10 protein-coding genes are annotated in these 14,779 nt (G+C 61.9%); 6 read left to right on the forward strand and 4 right to left on the reverse strand.

The genetic code is table 11. The features are described from left to right. Positions 1-20: 20 nt before the first annotated feature. The 3 genes from GTP46_RS16885 to GTP46_RS16895 all read right to left on the reverse strand — a co-directional run bounded on the left by GTP46_RS16885 (position 21) and on the right by GTP46_RS16895 (position 5,894). A complete protein-coding gene (locus GTP46_RS16885; RefSeq protein WP_161007800.1) occupies positions 21-1,688 on the reverse strand; it encodes an alkaline phosphatase family protein in 1,668 nt (555 codons plus the stop codon). Positions 1,689-1,770: 82 nt separating this feature from the next. Next, positions 1,771-5,307, reverse strand: coding sequence for a pectinesterase family protein (locus GTP46_RS16890; protein ID WP_161007801.1), 3,537 nt, complete (start codon positions 5,305-5,307; stop codon positions 1,771-1,773). A 26-nt stretch (positions 5,308-5,333) separates the two neighbouring features. Continuing rightward, on the reverse strand, positions 5,334-5,894 hold the full coding sequence (locus GTP46_RS16895) for a VPLPA-CTERM sorting domain-containing protein (RefSeq protein ID WP_161007802.1): 561 nt from the start codon (positions 5,892-5,894) through the stop codon (positions 5,334-5,336). Between the two features lie 371 nt (positions 5,895-6,265). Here GTP46_RS16895 and GTP46_RS16900 point away from each other — a divergent pair, with 371 nt between their 5' ends. From GTP46_RS16900 to GTP46_RS16925, 6 genes are all read left to right on the forward strand, one after another. Next, the gene (locus GTP46_RS16900; protein ID WP_161007803.1) at positions 6,266-6,898 is read left to right on the forward strand and encodes a hypothetical protein; all 633 of its coding nucleotides are present in this window, start codon (positions 6,266-6,268) and stop codon (positions 6,896-6,898) included. Positions 6,899-7,051: 153 nt separating this feature from the next. Further along, positions 7,052-8,509: an efflux transporter outer membrane subunit gene (locus GTP46_RS16905; protein WP_161007804.1), complete on the forward strand. Its 1,458-nt coding sequence runs from the start codon at positions 7,052-7,054 to the stop codon at positions 8,507-8,509. A gap of 22 nt (positions 8,510-8,531) precedes the next feature. After that, positions 8,532-9,677 (forward strand): efflux RND transporter periplasmic adaptor subunit, encoded by a 1,146-nt coding sequence (locus GTP46_RS16910; RefSeq protein ID WP_161007805.1) that lies wholly within the window; start codon positions 8,532-8,534, stop codon positions 9,675-9,677. Positions 9,678-9,689: 12 nt separating this feature from the next. After that, on the forward strand, positions 9,690-12,752 hold the full coding sequence (locus tag GTP46_RS16915) for an efflux RND transporter permease subunit (RefSeq protein ID WP_161007806.1): 3,063 nt from the start codon (positions 9,690-9,692) through the stop codon (positions 12,750-12,752). An 8-nt stretch (positions 12,753-12,760) separates the two neighbouring features. After that, positions 12,761-13,786 carry a GGDEF domain-containing protein gene (locus tag GTP46_RS16920; RefSeq protein WP_161007807.1) on the forward strand — a complete coding sequence of 342 codons (1,026 nt, stop codon included), beginning with the start codon at positions 12,761-12,763 and terminating at the stop codon, positions 13,784-13,786. After that, on the forward strand, positions 13,783-14,190 hold the full coding sequence (locus tag GTP46_RS16925; protein ID WP_161007808.1) for a hypothetical protein: 408 nt from the start codon (positions 13,783-13,785) through the stop codon (positions 14,188-14,190). The genes GTP46_RS16920 and GTP46_RS16925 overlap by 4 nt, the downstream gene beginning before the upstream one ends. On the opposite strand, the gene GTP46_RS16930 is transcribed toward GTP46_RS16925, so the two are convergent. After that, positions 14,187-14,762, reverse strand: coding sequence for an NnrU family protein (locus tag GTP46_RS16930; RefSeq protein ID WP_161007809.1), 576 nt, complete (start codon positions 14,760-14,762; stop codon positions 14,187-14,189). The genes GTP46_RS16925 and GTP46_RS16930 overlap by 4 nt on opposite strands. Positions 14,763-14,779: the final 17 nt, after the last annotated feature.

Raw genomic sequence — 14,779 nt, forward strand, 5'->3', positions numbered from 1 at the left:
CGAAGTTAAGCGGGGAATCGCTAGCGCAAGGTCTCGGTCAGCACGCGGCCTTCGGCGCCGGCTGGAGGACGTACGTGCAGCAGATTGGCGAGGGTAGGCGCGATGTCGACTACTTCCGCGTATTGTCCGTAGGCGCCCGCCTTGATCCAGCGTTTACCCATGATCATCAGCGGCACGTTGGTGTCGTAGGCGTACGGCGAGCCGTGTGAAGTGCCGCTGGTGCCGGTGCCGAAGTACCAGAACGGCTTGGTGATCACCATCAGGTCGCCCGACGATTCGCGGTTCCATGCGCGGCGCATCAGGGTGTTGATATGGGTGCCTTGTACTGCGCCGCTTTCAAACTGCGTACGCGTGAAGGCGTCGACGATGCCGTTCTGCGCTAACAGGAAGCGGGCCGCTGCGGTTTCCACATCTTCGCGTTTCAGTTTGTTTTGGTCAGCCAGCGCGTAGTCCAGATGGATGTTCGGCAGCGACCAAGCTTGTACAAGCTTGGCGACGCCAAATTTGCCTTCGAGGTGCTTGTCCAGCGCGGCCATCAGCTTGTCGCCATCGAGACGCTGCGCATCCAGATGCTGCGTTTGCGCGAATTCCGGCGTGTTCGGGAAGCCGTGATCGGCGGTCAGCACCACCAGCACGTTATCCATGCCGACGCGTTTATCGAGATAGGTGAAGAACTCCGCCAGCATGCGATCGAGGCGCTGCAGGTGGTCGTGCGACAGTTTGCTCTCCGGGCCAAACGCATGGTTCACATAATCATGCGCCGACAGGCTGACGCCCAGCAGGTCCGGCACGCCGGCAGGATTGCTGCCCAGGTTCTCGCCTTCTACCGCTGCGCGTGCGAAGTCCAGCGTCAGTTGATCCAGATACGGACCGACGCGCAGGCTGGCGTAGTAGCCGGAATCGATCTCGCCGCTTTCGCTGTAGTAGCTATATGGCAGGCGGTTGTGCGAGCCGGCTTTGGGTAGATTCAGGTCTTCCGGCGCGTCGCCGGCGTAGGCAGCTTCCGGCAGCAGGGCGGACCAGGTCTTGCCGTAGTAGCGGTCTTGCGGTTTGGTCGCCAGATACTTGGTAGCCCATTCTGGATGCTGCTTCATGTAATAGGTGCTGCTGGCGAAGTTGCCGGTTTTGTCCATATACATATAGGCGGTGCCGGTTTTGCCCGCCAACAGGATGGCGCCGCGGTCCTTGCCTGACACGGTAACGACCTTGCTGCGGCTGCCGGTGGCATAGCGCAGTTCATCGCCCAGGGTGTTGACTTTCAGCTTGGCCGGCGAGGTGCCGTCGGACGGTTTGGTCTCTTCACCGATGTAGGTGTAGTTGCTGTCTTCTGTGCAGTAGACCGATTTCTTGGTCACTGGGTCGATCCAGTTATTGCCGATGATGCCGTGCATATAAGGATAAGCACCCGTCAGCACGGCGCTGTGGCCGATGGCGGTGACGGTCACGCCATGCGCCTGGTGCGCATTGCTGAAGGACGCACCCTGGTCCAGCATGCGGCGCAAACCGCCTTCGCCGAACTGGTCGCGGTAGCGCTGCACTTGTTCGTTCGGCAGGCCGTCCACCACCAGCACGACGACGAGCTTGGGCAGGGTGGATGCGGTGGTGGCTGCCGGTGCGGCGTAGCAGCTGGTCAGGGCGAGGCAGGATGCCGCCAGTACGATGGCGCGCAAGGACATTTTTTTCGTCATAGGTCGTCGTCAGGTTGAATGGGATAATGAATGGAATAACATGCAATGTTATCCCATTCTTGTGACGAAACGATGACGCAGCTTATGGCGTTGGATTCCAGCCGGCGCCGCCGCCATACGCCGCAAACACTTTGGCGCGATCGGCGAAACCTGCCGCCACGTCGCTAGCGCTCAACTGGAAGCCGCCGACGCGCGCCGCCAGGTTGATGGCATCGCCAGCCAGCGTAGTGCTGCCATATTCGCGCCAGCCGCTGGCTGCGGTGGCGGCGGCAGGATTCGGCGCCGGCTGGCCGTTCATGCCTGCCGCAGCCCAGCCTACGATGGCGATATGCGTATCCATCTTGGTGTTGATGAAGGCGACGTTGTCCCAGTAGCTGGTGCTGCCCGCGCTGCGCGCCAGGTAGGTGGCGCCGTTTGGCACATCGCCGTGCAATGGACCGGGGCCGGGGCCGTGCGTCAGGCGGCTGTTGAGGAACACGTAGCCTTTGTCGCTGGCGTTGGCCGCGCGCGCCTGCAGGATGTAGCCGCCGCTGTTGGCGTTGCTTGTATCGCCCACCGAGCGGATCTCGCTTTCCTCAAACAGGGCGGCACGGCTGCTGCCCCAGATGAAGTCCACATTGCCGGCGACCAGCGAGTGCCAGAACCACGCGTAGCCTTTCAGGTTGAGCGTATCCTGCTCGCTGTAGAAATTGGCGTTTTTTGCGACCAGGCGTCCGCTGTCGTTGTTGAAGTACAGCGTTTCGGCTTGCGCTGAAATGGATGCGGAGCGCAAAGTCGTATTCTTCAAGGTGATGGTGTCCAGCACCAGCATGTCGGACGACTCCACCAGCATTACCGCACGTCCACCGGCAGCTGCCCCATCGACGCTGGCCTGGCTGGCGCCGGAGCCGGTATTTAACGTGTCGTAGTTGGCGTACTGGATGATGGCGCCGTCGCGGCTTTCGCCGACCAGCGTGACATTATCCTTGCCGCGCAGGTAGAGCAGCTCGTTGTACACGCCATTGTGAACGTGGATGGTGACCGGATCTGAAGCGCCCAGCGTCTGCATGGCGAAATTCAGCGCGCCTTGTACGGTAGTGAAGTCGGTATCGGCAGCATCGCCCACGGTGAGGCTGGCCGCTGATGCAGGTGCGCTGCCACGCGTGGTGAAGGACCAGTCGCCCAGCGCACCGATGCCGACGAATGGCACACCACCCAGCGATGCGCCGGTGAACACGCCGTTGGAAATCGCCACGTAGTATTCAACGCCGTACGCCAGTTTATTGGCGTGCGGCTTGATGGTGACGGTGTTGCCGCTGATGCTGACCGGCGTGGTGTTGACCTTGCGTACATTGGCTTGCCCAGCGTAGCCGAGAATATCGCTTTCGCCGGACAGGCGGATCACGTCCACCAGTGCGTTATCGGTCTTGCGGAAGATGCGGATGCTGCCGCCGCTACCCAAGGTTGGCGGGCCATCGAAAGTCAGCTTGAGCGAGGCGTCGATATTGACTGCGTCCGCATGCGCGGCCGGCAGGGCGGCGCCGGATAAGGCATAGGCCTGCGTCGGCTGGATGAACTGCGGGCTGATAGTGACCGCGATGGTGCGCATCAAGGTCGGATCGGAATCACTGGTGACGGTGATGGTGGCCGTACCAGCGCCCACCGGCGTTACGCTCAGCACCGTGCCGTTCACGCCGACCGCCGCCACTGCAGGATTGCTGGACGAAGCGGTGAAGCTATCCAGCGTGCCATTCGGTTTGATGGCGGTCACGCTCACTGCCAGCGGCGTATCGCCCACTTCCGCCGCGTAGCTCAGAGAAGAAGGATTGAGCGTCAGCTGCGAAGGTTTCAGCGACGGATCGCCGATGCGCACATCATCGATCTGGAACGATTTGTTGGTGGTGTACAGGCCTACCATGCCGCGCTCCGCGAAGCTGGCGTCGGTGATGGAGCCCAGTGATTCGCCATCCAGGTACACGGTCAGCGTGGTCCCCTTCATCTCAAAGCGTACGGTGTAGAACTGCGCATCCAGCTGGATAGCTTTCTTCACCTGCTTGGGCCGCGTCAGCGTCCCTGCCAGCATCTTGGCGATTTCGACCTGCGTGCTGGTGGTGGCGGCTTGCACGTTCAGGCCCGCGCCATACCAGTTGCTGGCGTCCTTGTAGCGCGTCAGCAGGTAAAGCAGCTTGTTGCTGGTGGTGCTGTTGGTCATAGGCTTGATGCGCGCTTCGACGAAGTAATCGCCGGACGGTACGCTGCTCATCGCCGTAGGCTTGAGCGTGGCCAGCACGCCTCCGGTGGTGGCGGCCGTGTACTGCATCACGATGTTCGACGCGCCCACGCTTTCGGCTTTCACGCTAAAGCTGCCGTTCGGGCCGGCCACCGGCAGCAGGTTCCAGTTGGCCATGCTGCTGTTCTGGAAGTCGTCGCAGAAGTACAAGCCGGTGGCGGGGCAGGTGAGGGTGATGGTCGCATCGGGCGTGACATTGCCGCTGCCGCTGATGGTGGAACTGAGCTTGCCGACGCCGGCCTGCGCGACGGCATTGGCCTTCACCAGCGCCACGGGACGTGCACTGTAAGCATACGGCACGCTGTAGGCCACGCTACTCGGCGTCGAGCAACCGGCCAGCGTGGCGCCGTTCAGCGCCGATCCTGCATCCTTGAACGCGCCCGGCACGGTGCCGCCGATCGGCGTCACCACCTCGTCGCAGCGCGACACGCCGGCGATTTCGAACACGTTATTGTTGGACAGGATCTGCGCCTGCTGGCCCACGCCCACGCTGTATTCGTACGGGTAGGCCGGATGCGATTTGCTGCCCACGAAGTAGTTGTTGAACAGGTGGACCTGCCCATAGCGCACGCGCGGCGCACGGCTGACGATATCGCGGAACACATTATTACTGAAGGTGACATGCAGCTTGCCGTTGTCTGCCATCGCCGTATCGCTGGAACCGATCAGGTTATTTTTGCGGTGCTGGCCGAAGACGTTGTACGACACCGTCACATAGTCCGAAGCGTTGGTGATATCCAGCGCGCCGTCGTGGCATTGCTTGACCTGACCGTTCTCGATCGGCAGCAGGTCGTCGGTCTTGGCGCCGTCGGTGAAGCTGACGTGGTCCACCCACACGTGGTCCGAGCCCGAGACGCCGATGCCGTCGTAGGCCGAATTCCAGTTGCCGAGCGCGCCATCGGTCGGATCCCAGATCGGCCCGACATCGCACGGGTTCACGATCTTCAGGTTACGGATGATGATTTGCGAAACGTTGGACACCACGATATGCCCATTAACGATGCCCGCATTGCCGTCCGCGCCTATCAGCGTGGTATTGCTGGGCAGGCGTATCAGGCCGCGAATGGCCTGGTCGCCAGTGTTCGCATACGGTACGCCTTCGGTCATGTCGATGGTGCCGCTTAACTTGATGATCTTGGGATTGAGGCCGCCGCGCTGGATCGCCGCCAGCAGTTGCGGGCGCGTGCTCACGCTGTAGATCTGCGAGCTAAGCGCAGCCGATCCACCGGTGGTGTCGGCACCGAAGCCGTCGGCCGGTGCGGTTTGCAGCGCCGGGTCGATGGTGGCTGCGTGCAGTGCGGCGCTCATACCCAACAGGCAAAGCGCGGCCCTGAAACGAGATAGTTTCATCTAATGCTCCTTGAATTGTGGGTGTTTTAGCTGCGGCGGCGCGTCTGTGTTGCGAGTCCAAGCAGGCCGGCGGCCAGCATCCATGCGGCAGCCGGTTCCGGCACCTGCGCTGCCTGCAGCGTGATGGCGGTTCGCAGCGGGTTGTAGTCGCCGTTCCACTCCACCGCGCTCAAGTCGATGCGGATGGTGTGGCCGTCGACCACGCTGAGCACCGGCACGCCGCCGGTGACACCGGCATCGGTCACGCTAAATCCGTTGATGGCTGCGCCCAGCGAGCCGCCGAAATCGAAGCTGGCAACGTAGGAGCCGGCTGGAATGGCGCCGTTGTTATAGATGGTGAGCTGGCCGTCCGGCGCAAAATCGAAGCCGAACAAAAAGTCGGCGCTAATGAATTCAACGCTGGTATTGAGCGGATCGAGCCCGCTGACCGGACTACCGGCGTAGTCGTCACCGATGCTGAGCATGCCGGCAGCACTGTAGCTGGCACTGATGACAGCATGGTCCAACGGGGCGGCCGCTTGCGCGGCGCCGGCGGCGGCAAACAGCAGGCAGGCCGCAGCTGCGGCTTTACGTAAGGTGAGGTGCATTTTGTCTCCAGATAGTTTGAGTTCAACAACGCCGGTCTATGCCGGTCGCCGGTCGGCACACCTCGCGTATGCCGTGCCACCGAGAGGAAGGCCAGGGGAGGGCCGGGCTCGCGGGTGGTCAAAAATCTGTGATGCGGTGGGATGTTACTGGTTGACCAATTCTACGGTGGTCTGACCAATCTTGCAACGAAACACATGTAAAACTATCAAAACAAAAAAGCAATTGAATTTGGTAATAGTCATAGTGTTGTATGGAAATTTTTTTTCAAGAAAAGAAGACTTTTTTGCAGGAGAAACACGCGTCAAATGGTAACTCTTGCCAAAACGCTGATAGAATTCAGGGGTGAGGAATCTTCTTGCAGGAGTCGACTATGATTATGGTGAACAACATTGGTGGTGCTACCCTTTCCGCAGCTTTGGTTGCTGACAAGGCGCTTGCGCCTGTCAACGTCGCCGAAACGGATAAAAGCACTAACGCGGACCTGAGCGCCTCGGTGGCTGCTTACCTGTCGCTGCCCGGCTTCACCAGCCCGCTGCAAATCGACACCAGCTCGAGCACCAACACTGGCGACCAGGCTCATGCGCTGGTCAAGGCCGTGTCGGAAGACGAGTCGCTGAAAACCGCGCTGCAGCAGTTCGACGAGGGCTTGAAAAAGCTGACCGAACGTCCTGAGACCCAGATCTTCCAGGCCCGCTTCGGCGCGGAAGCTGATGCCGCCAAAGGCGCGGACGCCGTCAACAACCAGCTGTCGCCTGAGCCGCTGCCAGGCGTAGGCAAGGATGGCATCCTGGGCGTGCCGCCACCGGATAGCGAAATGGCTGCCGACACCAATCACGATGGCAAGGTCAGTGAAGAAGAGCGCATCCGCTACGAAGCACCGCTGACCTACCGCAGCCTGGCCCATGCCGATGCGGTCGATGCCCAGACCAATGGCCCGAACGCCTTCTCGCTGACCGAAGTCAACACCGCTTATGGCGCTGCGGCCGCTCCGGTACCCGCCTGATAACTACCTGATCCCGAAAACGGGCTTTGCCAGCGATGGCAAAGCCCGTTTTTTTTGTCGCCGCACGGCAATAAACCTACACTTGAGTCAGAAAAAATGCGAACATGTTAAATAATGTATATTAATCAGTAACACGGTGGAGGGGAGACTGTAGTGGACAAACGGATCTTCACGGCGGCGCTACTTGCCGCAGGGCTGAGCGGCTGCGCGCTTGGACCCAATTTCAATACTCCTGCGGCGCCGGCGGCCGCCAACGACAGCTACACACCAACGCCGCTTCCTTCAACCACAGCATCGGCGCCCGGCCTTGGCGGCGCGGCGCAGCAGTTTGCTTTTGGGCAGGAGATTCCGGCCCAGTGGTGGACGCTGTTCCGCTCGCCGGAACTGGATCAGCTGATCCGCAACGCGCTGGCGCAAAATCCCAGTATGGCGGCGGCTGAAGCATCGCTGCGGCAGGCGCAGGAAAGCTATAACGCCCAATCGGGCAGCCTGGTCTATCCATCGGTGAACGGCCAGCTCGGCGCCACCCGGCAGAAGACCAGCACGGCCACTGCCGGCGCTGCGGCAGGTGTGTTCAATCTTTATAACGCCTCGGTCAATGTGTCCTACACACCGGACGTGTTTGGTGCCACGCGCCGTACGCTGGAAGGCGCGCAGGCGGCGGTTGATTACCAGCGCTTCCAGGTTGAGGCGACTTACCTGACCCTGAGCGCTAACGTGGTCACCACCGCGATCCGCGAAGCGTCGTTGCGGGCCCAATTGAAGGCCACGCGTGAAGTGCTGGATGCGCTGAACCAGCAACTTGGCGTGATCGAGAAGCAGTTTGAATACGGCGCGATACCACGCGCCACGGTGCTCAGCCAGCGCAACCAGGTGGCGCAGGTGGCGGCCACCGTGGCGCCGCTGGAAAAGTCGCTAGCGGCGGCGCAGCATCAGCTGTCGGTCCTGGCGGGCAAGTTGCCGGGCGAGGCGGGCATGCCGCAGTTTGCGCTGGAGTCGCTGACTTTGCCGGAGCAGCTGCCGGTATCGCTGCCGTCGGCGCTGGTGCGCCAGCGGCCCGACATCCGCGCCAGCGAGGAAGCGCTGCACCAGGCCAGTGCCGCAGTGGGCGTGGCAACGGCGGCGCAGTACCCGCAGTTTACGCTGAGCGGCAGCTACGGCTCGTCGGCGACTACCTTCGGCAAGCTGTTTGACTCCGATACCAATGTGTGGAACCTCGCCGCCGGCATCGCGCAGCCGATCTTCAACGGCGGCGCCTTGAGCGCCAAGCGCCGCGCGGCGGAAGCAGCCTACGACGCAGCGGCGGCGCAGTATCGCGCCACGGTGCTGGGCGCGTTCCAGAACGTGGCCGACGCGCTGCGTGCGCTGGAAGCCGATGCGGCGGCGCTGAAATCGCAGGCGGATGCGGAATCGCTGGCGCGCGAAACGCTGGCGCTGACGCAGCAGCAGTACAAACTGGGTGGCATCAGCTACCTGGTGCTGCTTGATGCACAGCGCAGCTACCAGCAGACGCATATCAGCCTGGTGCAGGCGCAGGCAGCACGCTACGCCGACACGGCGGCCTTGTTCCAGGCGCTCGGTGGCGGCTGGTGGAATCGTAAAAATCAATAATTAAACGGCAGGAGAAAACTTCATGACCAAGCGTATGCTCATCATGGTTGGAGGCGTACTTTTACTGATCGCAGTGCTGGCGTTCGGGAAGTATATGCAGATTAAAAAACTGATTGCCAGCGCACCGAAACCTGGCGCGCAGGTGGTCACTGCGATCAAGACGCAGACCGCCGAATGGCAGCCACAGCTCAGTTCCGTGGGCACGCTGGCACCGGTGCGCGGCGTCGACGTGACCACCGAGATCGCGGGCCTGGTGCGCGAAGTGCGCTTCAAGTCGGGCGACGAGGTGAAGGCAGGGCAGGTGCTGTTTGAGCTGAATGCCGATTCCGATGTGGCGCAACTGCGCGCACTGCAGGCCTCTGCCGACCTCTCGGCCACCACCCTCAAACGCGACAAGCTGCAATTGGCGGCGCAAGCCATCAGCCAGGCGCAGGTCGACAGCGATGAAGCGGACCTGAAGAGCAAGCAGGCGCTGGTCGCACAGCAAAAAGCCACGGTCGACAAGAAGACCATCCGCGCGCCGTTCGCCGGCAAGCTGGGGATCACCGCCATCAATCCGGGCCAGTACCTGAACCCGGGCGACAAGCTGGTGACGCTGCAAACCATCGATACTGTTTATGTCGATTTCTTCGTGCCGCAAAAACAATTGGCCAGCCTGTCCATCGGCCAGAAACTGAACCTGACCGCCGACGCCTATCCCGGCGTCGCGTTCCCGGCCAAGGTCACTTCCATCAGCCCGAAAGTGGACGCCGCCACCCGTAACGTGCAAGTGCAGGCCACTGTGCCGAATGCAAAGCGCCAGCTGTTGCCGGGCATGTTCGCCAATGTGGCGCTGGAGCAGGGCGACCTGAAAAAATACCTGACCTTGCCGCAGACCGCCATTACCTACAACCCGTATGGTTCCACCGTGTTCGTGCTGGCGCCGCCGGCGGCTGACGCCAAAGATCCGCTCAAGGATGAAAAAGGCCAGCCTTACCTGGTCGCGCAGCAGGTGTTCGTCACCACCGGTTCGACCCGTGGCGACCAGGTGGCCGTCCTTACCGGCCTGAAAGAAGGCCAGACCGTGGTCACCACCGGGCAGCTGAAACTGAAGAACGGCACGCCGGCCGTGATCGATAACAAGGTACAGCCGGCCAATAATCCGAATCCGACGCCGCAGGAACACTGAGGATAGCGCGCCATGAACTTTACCGACATCTTCATCAAGCGGCCGGTGCTCGCCAGCGTGATCAGCTTACTGATCGTGGTGCTGGGTTTGCGCTCGCTGTTCAGCCTTCCGATCAACCAGTATCCGAAGACGCAGAATGCGGTGGTGACCATCTCCACTACCTACTACGGCGCGGATGCTGCCACGGTGGCGGGCTTTATCACCCAACCGCTGGAATCAGCCATCGCGCAGGCGCAGGGTATCGACTACCTGTCGTCGTCGTCCAACAGCGGCGTGTCGACCATCACCGCCACGCTGCGCTTGAACTATGACTCCAACCGCGCGCTGACCGAGATCACCACGCAAGTCAACTCGGTCAAGAACCAGTTGCCGCAACAGGCGCAGCAACCGGTGCTGACGGTGCAGACCGGCCAGACCACGGACGCCATGTACATGGGCTTCTACAGCGACACGCTGCTCACCAATAACGTGACCGACTTCCTGAACCGCGTGGTCAAGCCCAAGCTGGATTCGATCCAGGGCGTGCAGACCGCTGAGCTGCTGGGCGCACGCCAGTTTGCGCTGCGCGCGTGGCTGGACGCGAACAAGATGGCGGCGCACAGCGTCACCGCGAGCGAAGTCAGTGCCGCGCTGGCGTCCAACAACTACCTCGCCGGCCTCGGCTCGACCAAGGGCCAGATGGTGACCGTGCCGCTGACCGCCGGCACCGATCTACACACGGTGGAAGAGTTCAAGCAGCTGGCCGTCAAGCAGGCCGGCGGCGCCATTGTGCGGCTGGAGGATATCGCCACCGTCACGCTGGGATCGGAAAACTATGACTTCAACGTCGCCTTTAGCGGTGTACGCTCGGTGTTCATCGGTATCAAGGTGGCGCCCGAAGCCAACATCCTTGATGTGGCCAAGCGCGTACGCGAAGCCTTCCCGCCGATCCGCGACCAGCTGCCTTCGGGCCTGACTGGCGAAATCGTCTACGACTCCACGGAGTTCATCAACACCTCGATTGATGAAGTGGTGAAAACGCTTGTGGAAGCACTGATTATCGTGACGGTGGTTATCTATCTGTTCCTGGGCAGCTTCCGCGCGGTGATCGTGCCGGTGGTGGCGATGCCGCTGTCGCTGATCGGTACCTTCTTCGTGATGCTGATGCTCGGTTATTCCATCAACCTGCTGACGCTACTGGCCATCGTGCTGGCGATCGGTCTGGTGGTAGACGACGCCATCATCGTGGTGGAAAACGTTGACCGCCATATGAAGGCCGGTATGACGCCGTTCGACGCCGCCATTGTCGCCGCGCGCGAACTGGGTAGCCCGATCCTGGCGATGACGGTGGTGCTGATTGCAGTGTATGTGCCGATCGGCTTCCAGGGCGGCCTGACCGGCGCGCTGTTCACCGAATTTGCGTTCACGCTGGCCGGTGCGGTGGCGGTGTCCGGCGTGGTGGCGCTGACGTTGTCGCCGATGATGTGCGGCCACTTCTTCGACCATTCGCAGGACGAGGGTAAGTTCGTCAAGGCCATTGACAAGGTGTTCGACAAGGTCCACAACGGCTATCTGCGCTTGCTGCACTCGCTGTTGAATACCTGGCCGGTGCTGATCGTGTTCGGCGTGATCGTGTTTGCGCTGCTGATTTTGCAGTTCAAGATGTCGCAATCCGAGCTGGCGCCGGAAGAAGACCAGGGCATCGTGCTGTCGCAAGTGGTGGGCGCGCCTACCGCGACCTCTGATCAGATGCAGGCTTACGCCAAGCAGGTGTTCGAAGTGGCCAAGGACTTGCCAGAATACGCGCAGATGTTCCAGATCACCGGTGTGCCGACCGTGAATTCCGGTATCGGCGGCGTGCTGTTTAAACCGTGGGACAAGCGTAGCCGCTCGGCGCATGAAATCCAGCAGGAGCTGCAGCACAAGTGGAACGGCATCGCCGGCGGCCGCGTGGCGGCGTTCCAGTTTCCGGCGCTGCCGGGCAGCTCTGGCTTGCCGGTGCAGTTCGTCATCACCACCACCGAACCGTTCGAGAACCTGAACACAGTGGCGCAGGCGGTGCTGGACAAGGCACGCAAGGAGAACAAGTTCTACTTTGTTGACGTCGACCTGAAAATCGATACGCCGCAAGCACGGGTGGAAGTGGACCGCGACAAGCTGGCCACGCTGGGCCTGACGCAGCAAGACTTCGGCAACGCCATGGGGGCGGCGCTGGGTGGTGGCTACGTTAACTACTTCTCGATCGCCGGTCGTTCGTACAAGGTGATTCCGCAAGTGCAGCAGGTGGACCGCCTGAATCCTGACGATGTGCTGGATTTCTACATCAAGACGCCGAGCGGCGGCATGATCCCGGCCAGCACCGTGGCCAGCATCAAGTACAGCGTGCAGCCAGAATCGATCAATCGCTTCCAGCAGCTGAATTCCGCCACCATCTCCGGCGTGACCGGTGCATCGCAGGGCGAAATCCAGCAGTACCTGCGCGACGCCTTGAAGGAAGTGGCGCCATCGGGCTACACGGCCGACTTCTCGGGCGAGTCGCGCCAGTACTCGAAAGAGTCAGGCGGCTTCCTGGTTACCATGCTGTTCGCCGTGATCATCGTGTTCCTGGCGCTGGCGGCGCAGTTTGAGAGCTTCCGCGACCCGATCGTGATTTTGTTCTCGGTGCCGATGGCGCTGTTCGGCGCGATGACATTTATCTTCCTCGGCTTCGCATCGATCAACATCTACACGCAGGTTGGTCTGGTGACGCTGATGGGCCTCATCTCCAAGCACGGTATCTTGATCGTGGAAGTGGCGAATCATTTGCGCGCGGCCGGCAAGTCCAAGCGCGAGGCCATCGAGGAAGCGGCGGCCACCCGCCTGCGTCCTATCCTGATGACCACTGCGGCGATGGTGTTTGGCGTGGTGCCGCTGGTGATCGCGTCCGGCGCCGGTGCTGCGGGCCGCCATGCAATGGGCCTGGTGATCTTCACCGGCCTGTCGATCGGTACTTTGTTCACGTTGTTCGTGGTGCCGGCCATGTATATGTTCCTCGCAGGCGAGCATAAGGCGGAGGCTCCTGCGGCCGACGCACCGGCGCCGCAAGTTGCCCACTGAGCACGGTGATGAACAGGCCTGAAGTAGCCAGCTCCGATCGCTGGCGCTGGCTGTCGGGCGGGCGCCAGCGGCGACAGGAGGAAGTTATCCTGATGCTGCTGTGCGCCCTCAGCATCCCGAGCATTCTGCCGTTCGGCGTGTACCGGATGCTGCAGGGCAGCTGGGCTTCGGCCTTCGTCGATATGGCGCTGGTGATCGGCATGCTGGTGGTGATCGTGCATGTGTGGCGCACCGGCCGTTATCATGCGGCCAGCCTGCTGGTGACGATTTTCTACTCGACCGGCATGCTGGTCACCGTGTATTTGCGCGGCGTGGCGCTGGTGTACTGGGTCTATCCGACCATGATCGCCGCCTATTTTGTGCTGCGGCCGGCGATGGCGCTGACCATCAACAGCGCCGCGTTGGCGGGGCTGGTCGGTATTCTGGTGACGCGGCTGGAGGTGGTCAACCTGATGACGGTGGTGGTCACCATCGGCCTGGTGAATCTGTTCGCCTACATCTTCGCCTATCGCACCGGCTTGCAGAACAAGGAGTTGCATACGGCGGTGGAGCTGGATTTCCTGACCGGTATCGGCAACCGCCGCGCGCTGGAGCGCAAGCTGGCCGACCATGCGCAGGAGCGCCGGCCGCACCTCGAATCCAGCTTGCTGCTGCTGGACCTCGACCACTTCAAGGATGTCAATGACCAATACGGCCATGCGGCCGGCGACAAGGTACTAATCCGGTTGGCGGAGCTGATGCGGCGGCATACGCGGTCGTCGGACCGCTTGTTCCGCTACGGCGGCGAAGAGTTTGCGATTCTTGCCAGCGGCGCGGGCCTGAGCGCGGCGGCGCGGCTGGCGGAAGGCTTGCGCGCAGCGGTGGCGGCATCGACGCTGCTGGAAGGGCACCCGATCACCATCTCCATCGGCGTGACCCATATGGACAAAGAGCGTACGCCGGCAGACTGGCTGGCGCAGGCCGACAAGATGCTGTACGCGGCCAAACAAGGCGGCCGCAATGCGGTGAGGGTGGCGGAGCAGGAGACTGTATGAAGCATGTCGTCACCGCTGTTGTCGTCTCGCTGCTTGCGTATGTGCTGCCAGCGGACGCGCAGCAAGCGGAGCCTGCGCCCATCCCTGCGCTCGACCTGAGCGCCAAGTCGCCATCGGCAACGCCGGTGCTTACCGATGAAATAATCAAGAAAGCGGTACGCGAAACCATCGCCGAGGAGCCGCATCCGCCGCCTGCAGCCAACCAGCAGGCCGGCGTGCTGCGCGCCGGCACCGTGAGCATGGAAGAGCGCATGAGCGCTGCTTTCGACGACGCCAAGGTGCCGGACTGCTTACACGGCGATGCGCTCAAGTTGCAGCCCGCGTATATCGGACCAATCGCCGTGGGCGGACTCCTTTCGCTACCGTGGATAGTCGCCGCCGCTGCGCGTGGCAAGTGCCGTTAGTAGGGCCGCACGCCGATCAGCGGCGCGTGTAGCCACGTGGCGAAGATGTGGGCTGTGATGACGCCAGCCACGATGGTTAGCACAGTAGCGCCGGTGGTACCGGCCGGGTAGACCGTGCCCACAGCGCGGTCGCGGCGGCGCGAGGCGCGGAACAGCAGCACCGACCACACGAGGAAAGCGCCGAACAGCAGGATGTCGTGCAGCGTGCCGTTGGCGATCAGGTGCGCTGCCGCCCATGTCTTCACGCCCAGCGTCATCGGGTGATGCAGCTTGGCCTTGATGCGGTTGCGCGGCACATAAGCCGCTGCGATGAAAATGAAAGCGATGGTTGCCAGCGCCGCAGCGGCGTGGCGCGTGAACGGAGGCGGCGACCACACCACCAGCGGCGCTTGGCGCGCCATGCTGTAGCCCCAGATAATCAACCCGAAGCCGATCAGCGATATGACCGAGTACGCGCCTTTCCATGCATTTTCGCCTATGCGTGCGCGGGTGGCAGTGCGCCAGTCTTCGGCGACGATGCGGACCGAGTGCAGTCCGAGGAAAATGATCAGGCCCAGTACCAATATCGTCATCGCGCGCTCCAGGTAAG

The organism is Duganella flavida, assembly GCF_009857445.1.
GTDB classification, from domain to species: domain Bacteria; phylum Pseudomonadota; class Gammaproteobacteria; order Burkholderiales; family Burkholderiaceae_D; genus Rugamonas; species Rugamonas flavida.

Excerpts from the sequence above, each read along its gene's own strand:
- GTP46_RS16930 (WP_161007809.1), bottom strand. The coding sequence starts at position 14,762 with ATGACGATATTGGTACTGGGCCTGATCATTTTCCTCGGACTGCACTCG.
- GTP46_RS16885 (WP_161007800.1), bottom strand. The coding sequence starts at position 1,688 with ATGACGAAAAAAATGTCCTTGCGCGCCATCGTACTGGCGGCATCCTGC.
- GTP46_RS16910 (WP_161007805.1), top strand. The coding sequence starts at position 8,532 with ATGACCAAGCGTATGCTCATCATGGTTGGAGGCGTACTTTTACTGATC.
- GTP46_RS16900 (WP_161007803.1), top strand. The coding sequence starts at position 6,266 with ATGATTATGGTGAACAACATTGGTGGTGCTACCCTTTCCGCAGCTTTG.
- GTP46_RS16895 (WP_161007802.1), bottom strand. The coding sequence starts at position 5,894 with ATGCACCTCACCTTACGTAAAGCCGCAGCTGCGGCCTGCCTGCTGTTT.
- GTP46_RS16915 (WP_161007806.1), top strand. The coding sequence starts at position 9,690 with ATGAACTTTACCGACATCTTCATCAAGCGGCCGGTGCTCGCCAGCGTG.
- GTP46_RS16920 (WP_161007807.1), top strand. The coding sequence starts at position 12,761 with ATGAACAGGCCTGAAGTAGCCAGCTCCGATCGCTGGCGCTGGCTGTCG.
- GTP46_RS16890 (WP_161007801.1), bottom strand. The coding sequence starts at position 5,307 with ATGAAACTATCTCGTTTCAGGGCCGCGCTTTGCCTGTTGGGTATGAGC.
- GTP46_RS16925 (WP_161007808.1), top strand. The coding sequence starts at position 13,783 with ATGAAGCATGTCGTCACCGCTGTTGTCGTCTCGCTGCTTGCGTATGTG.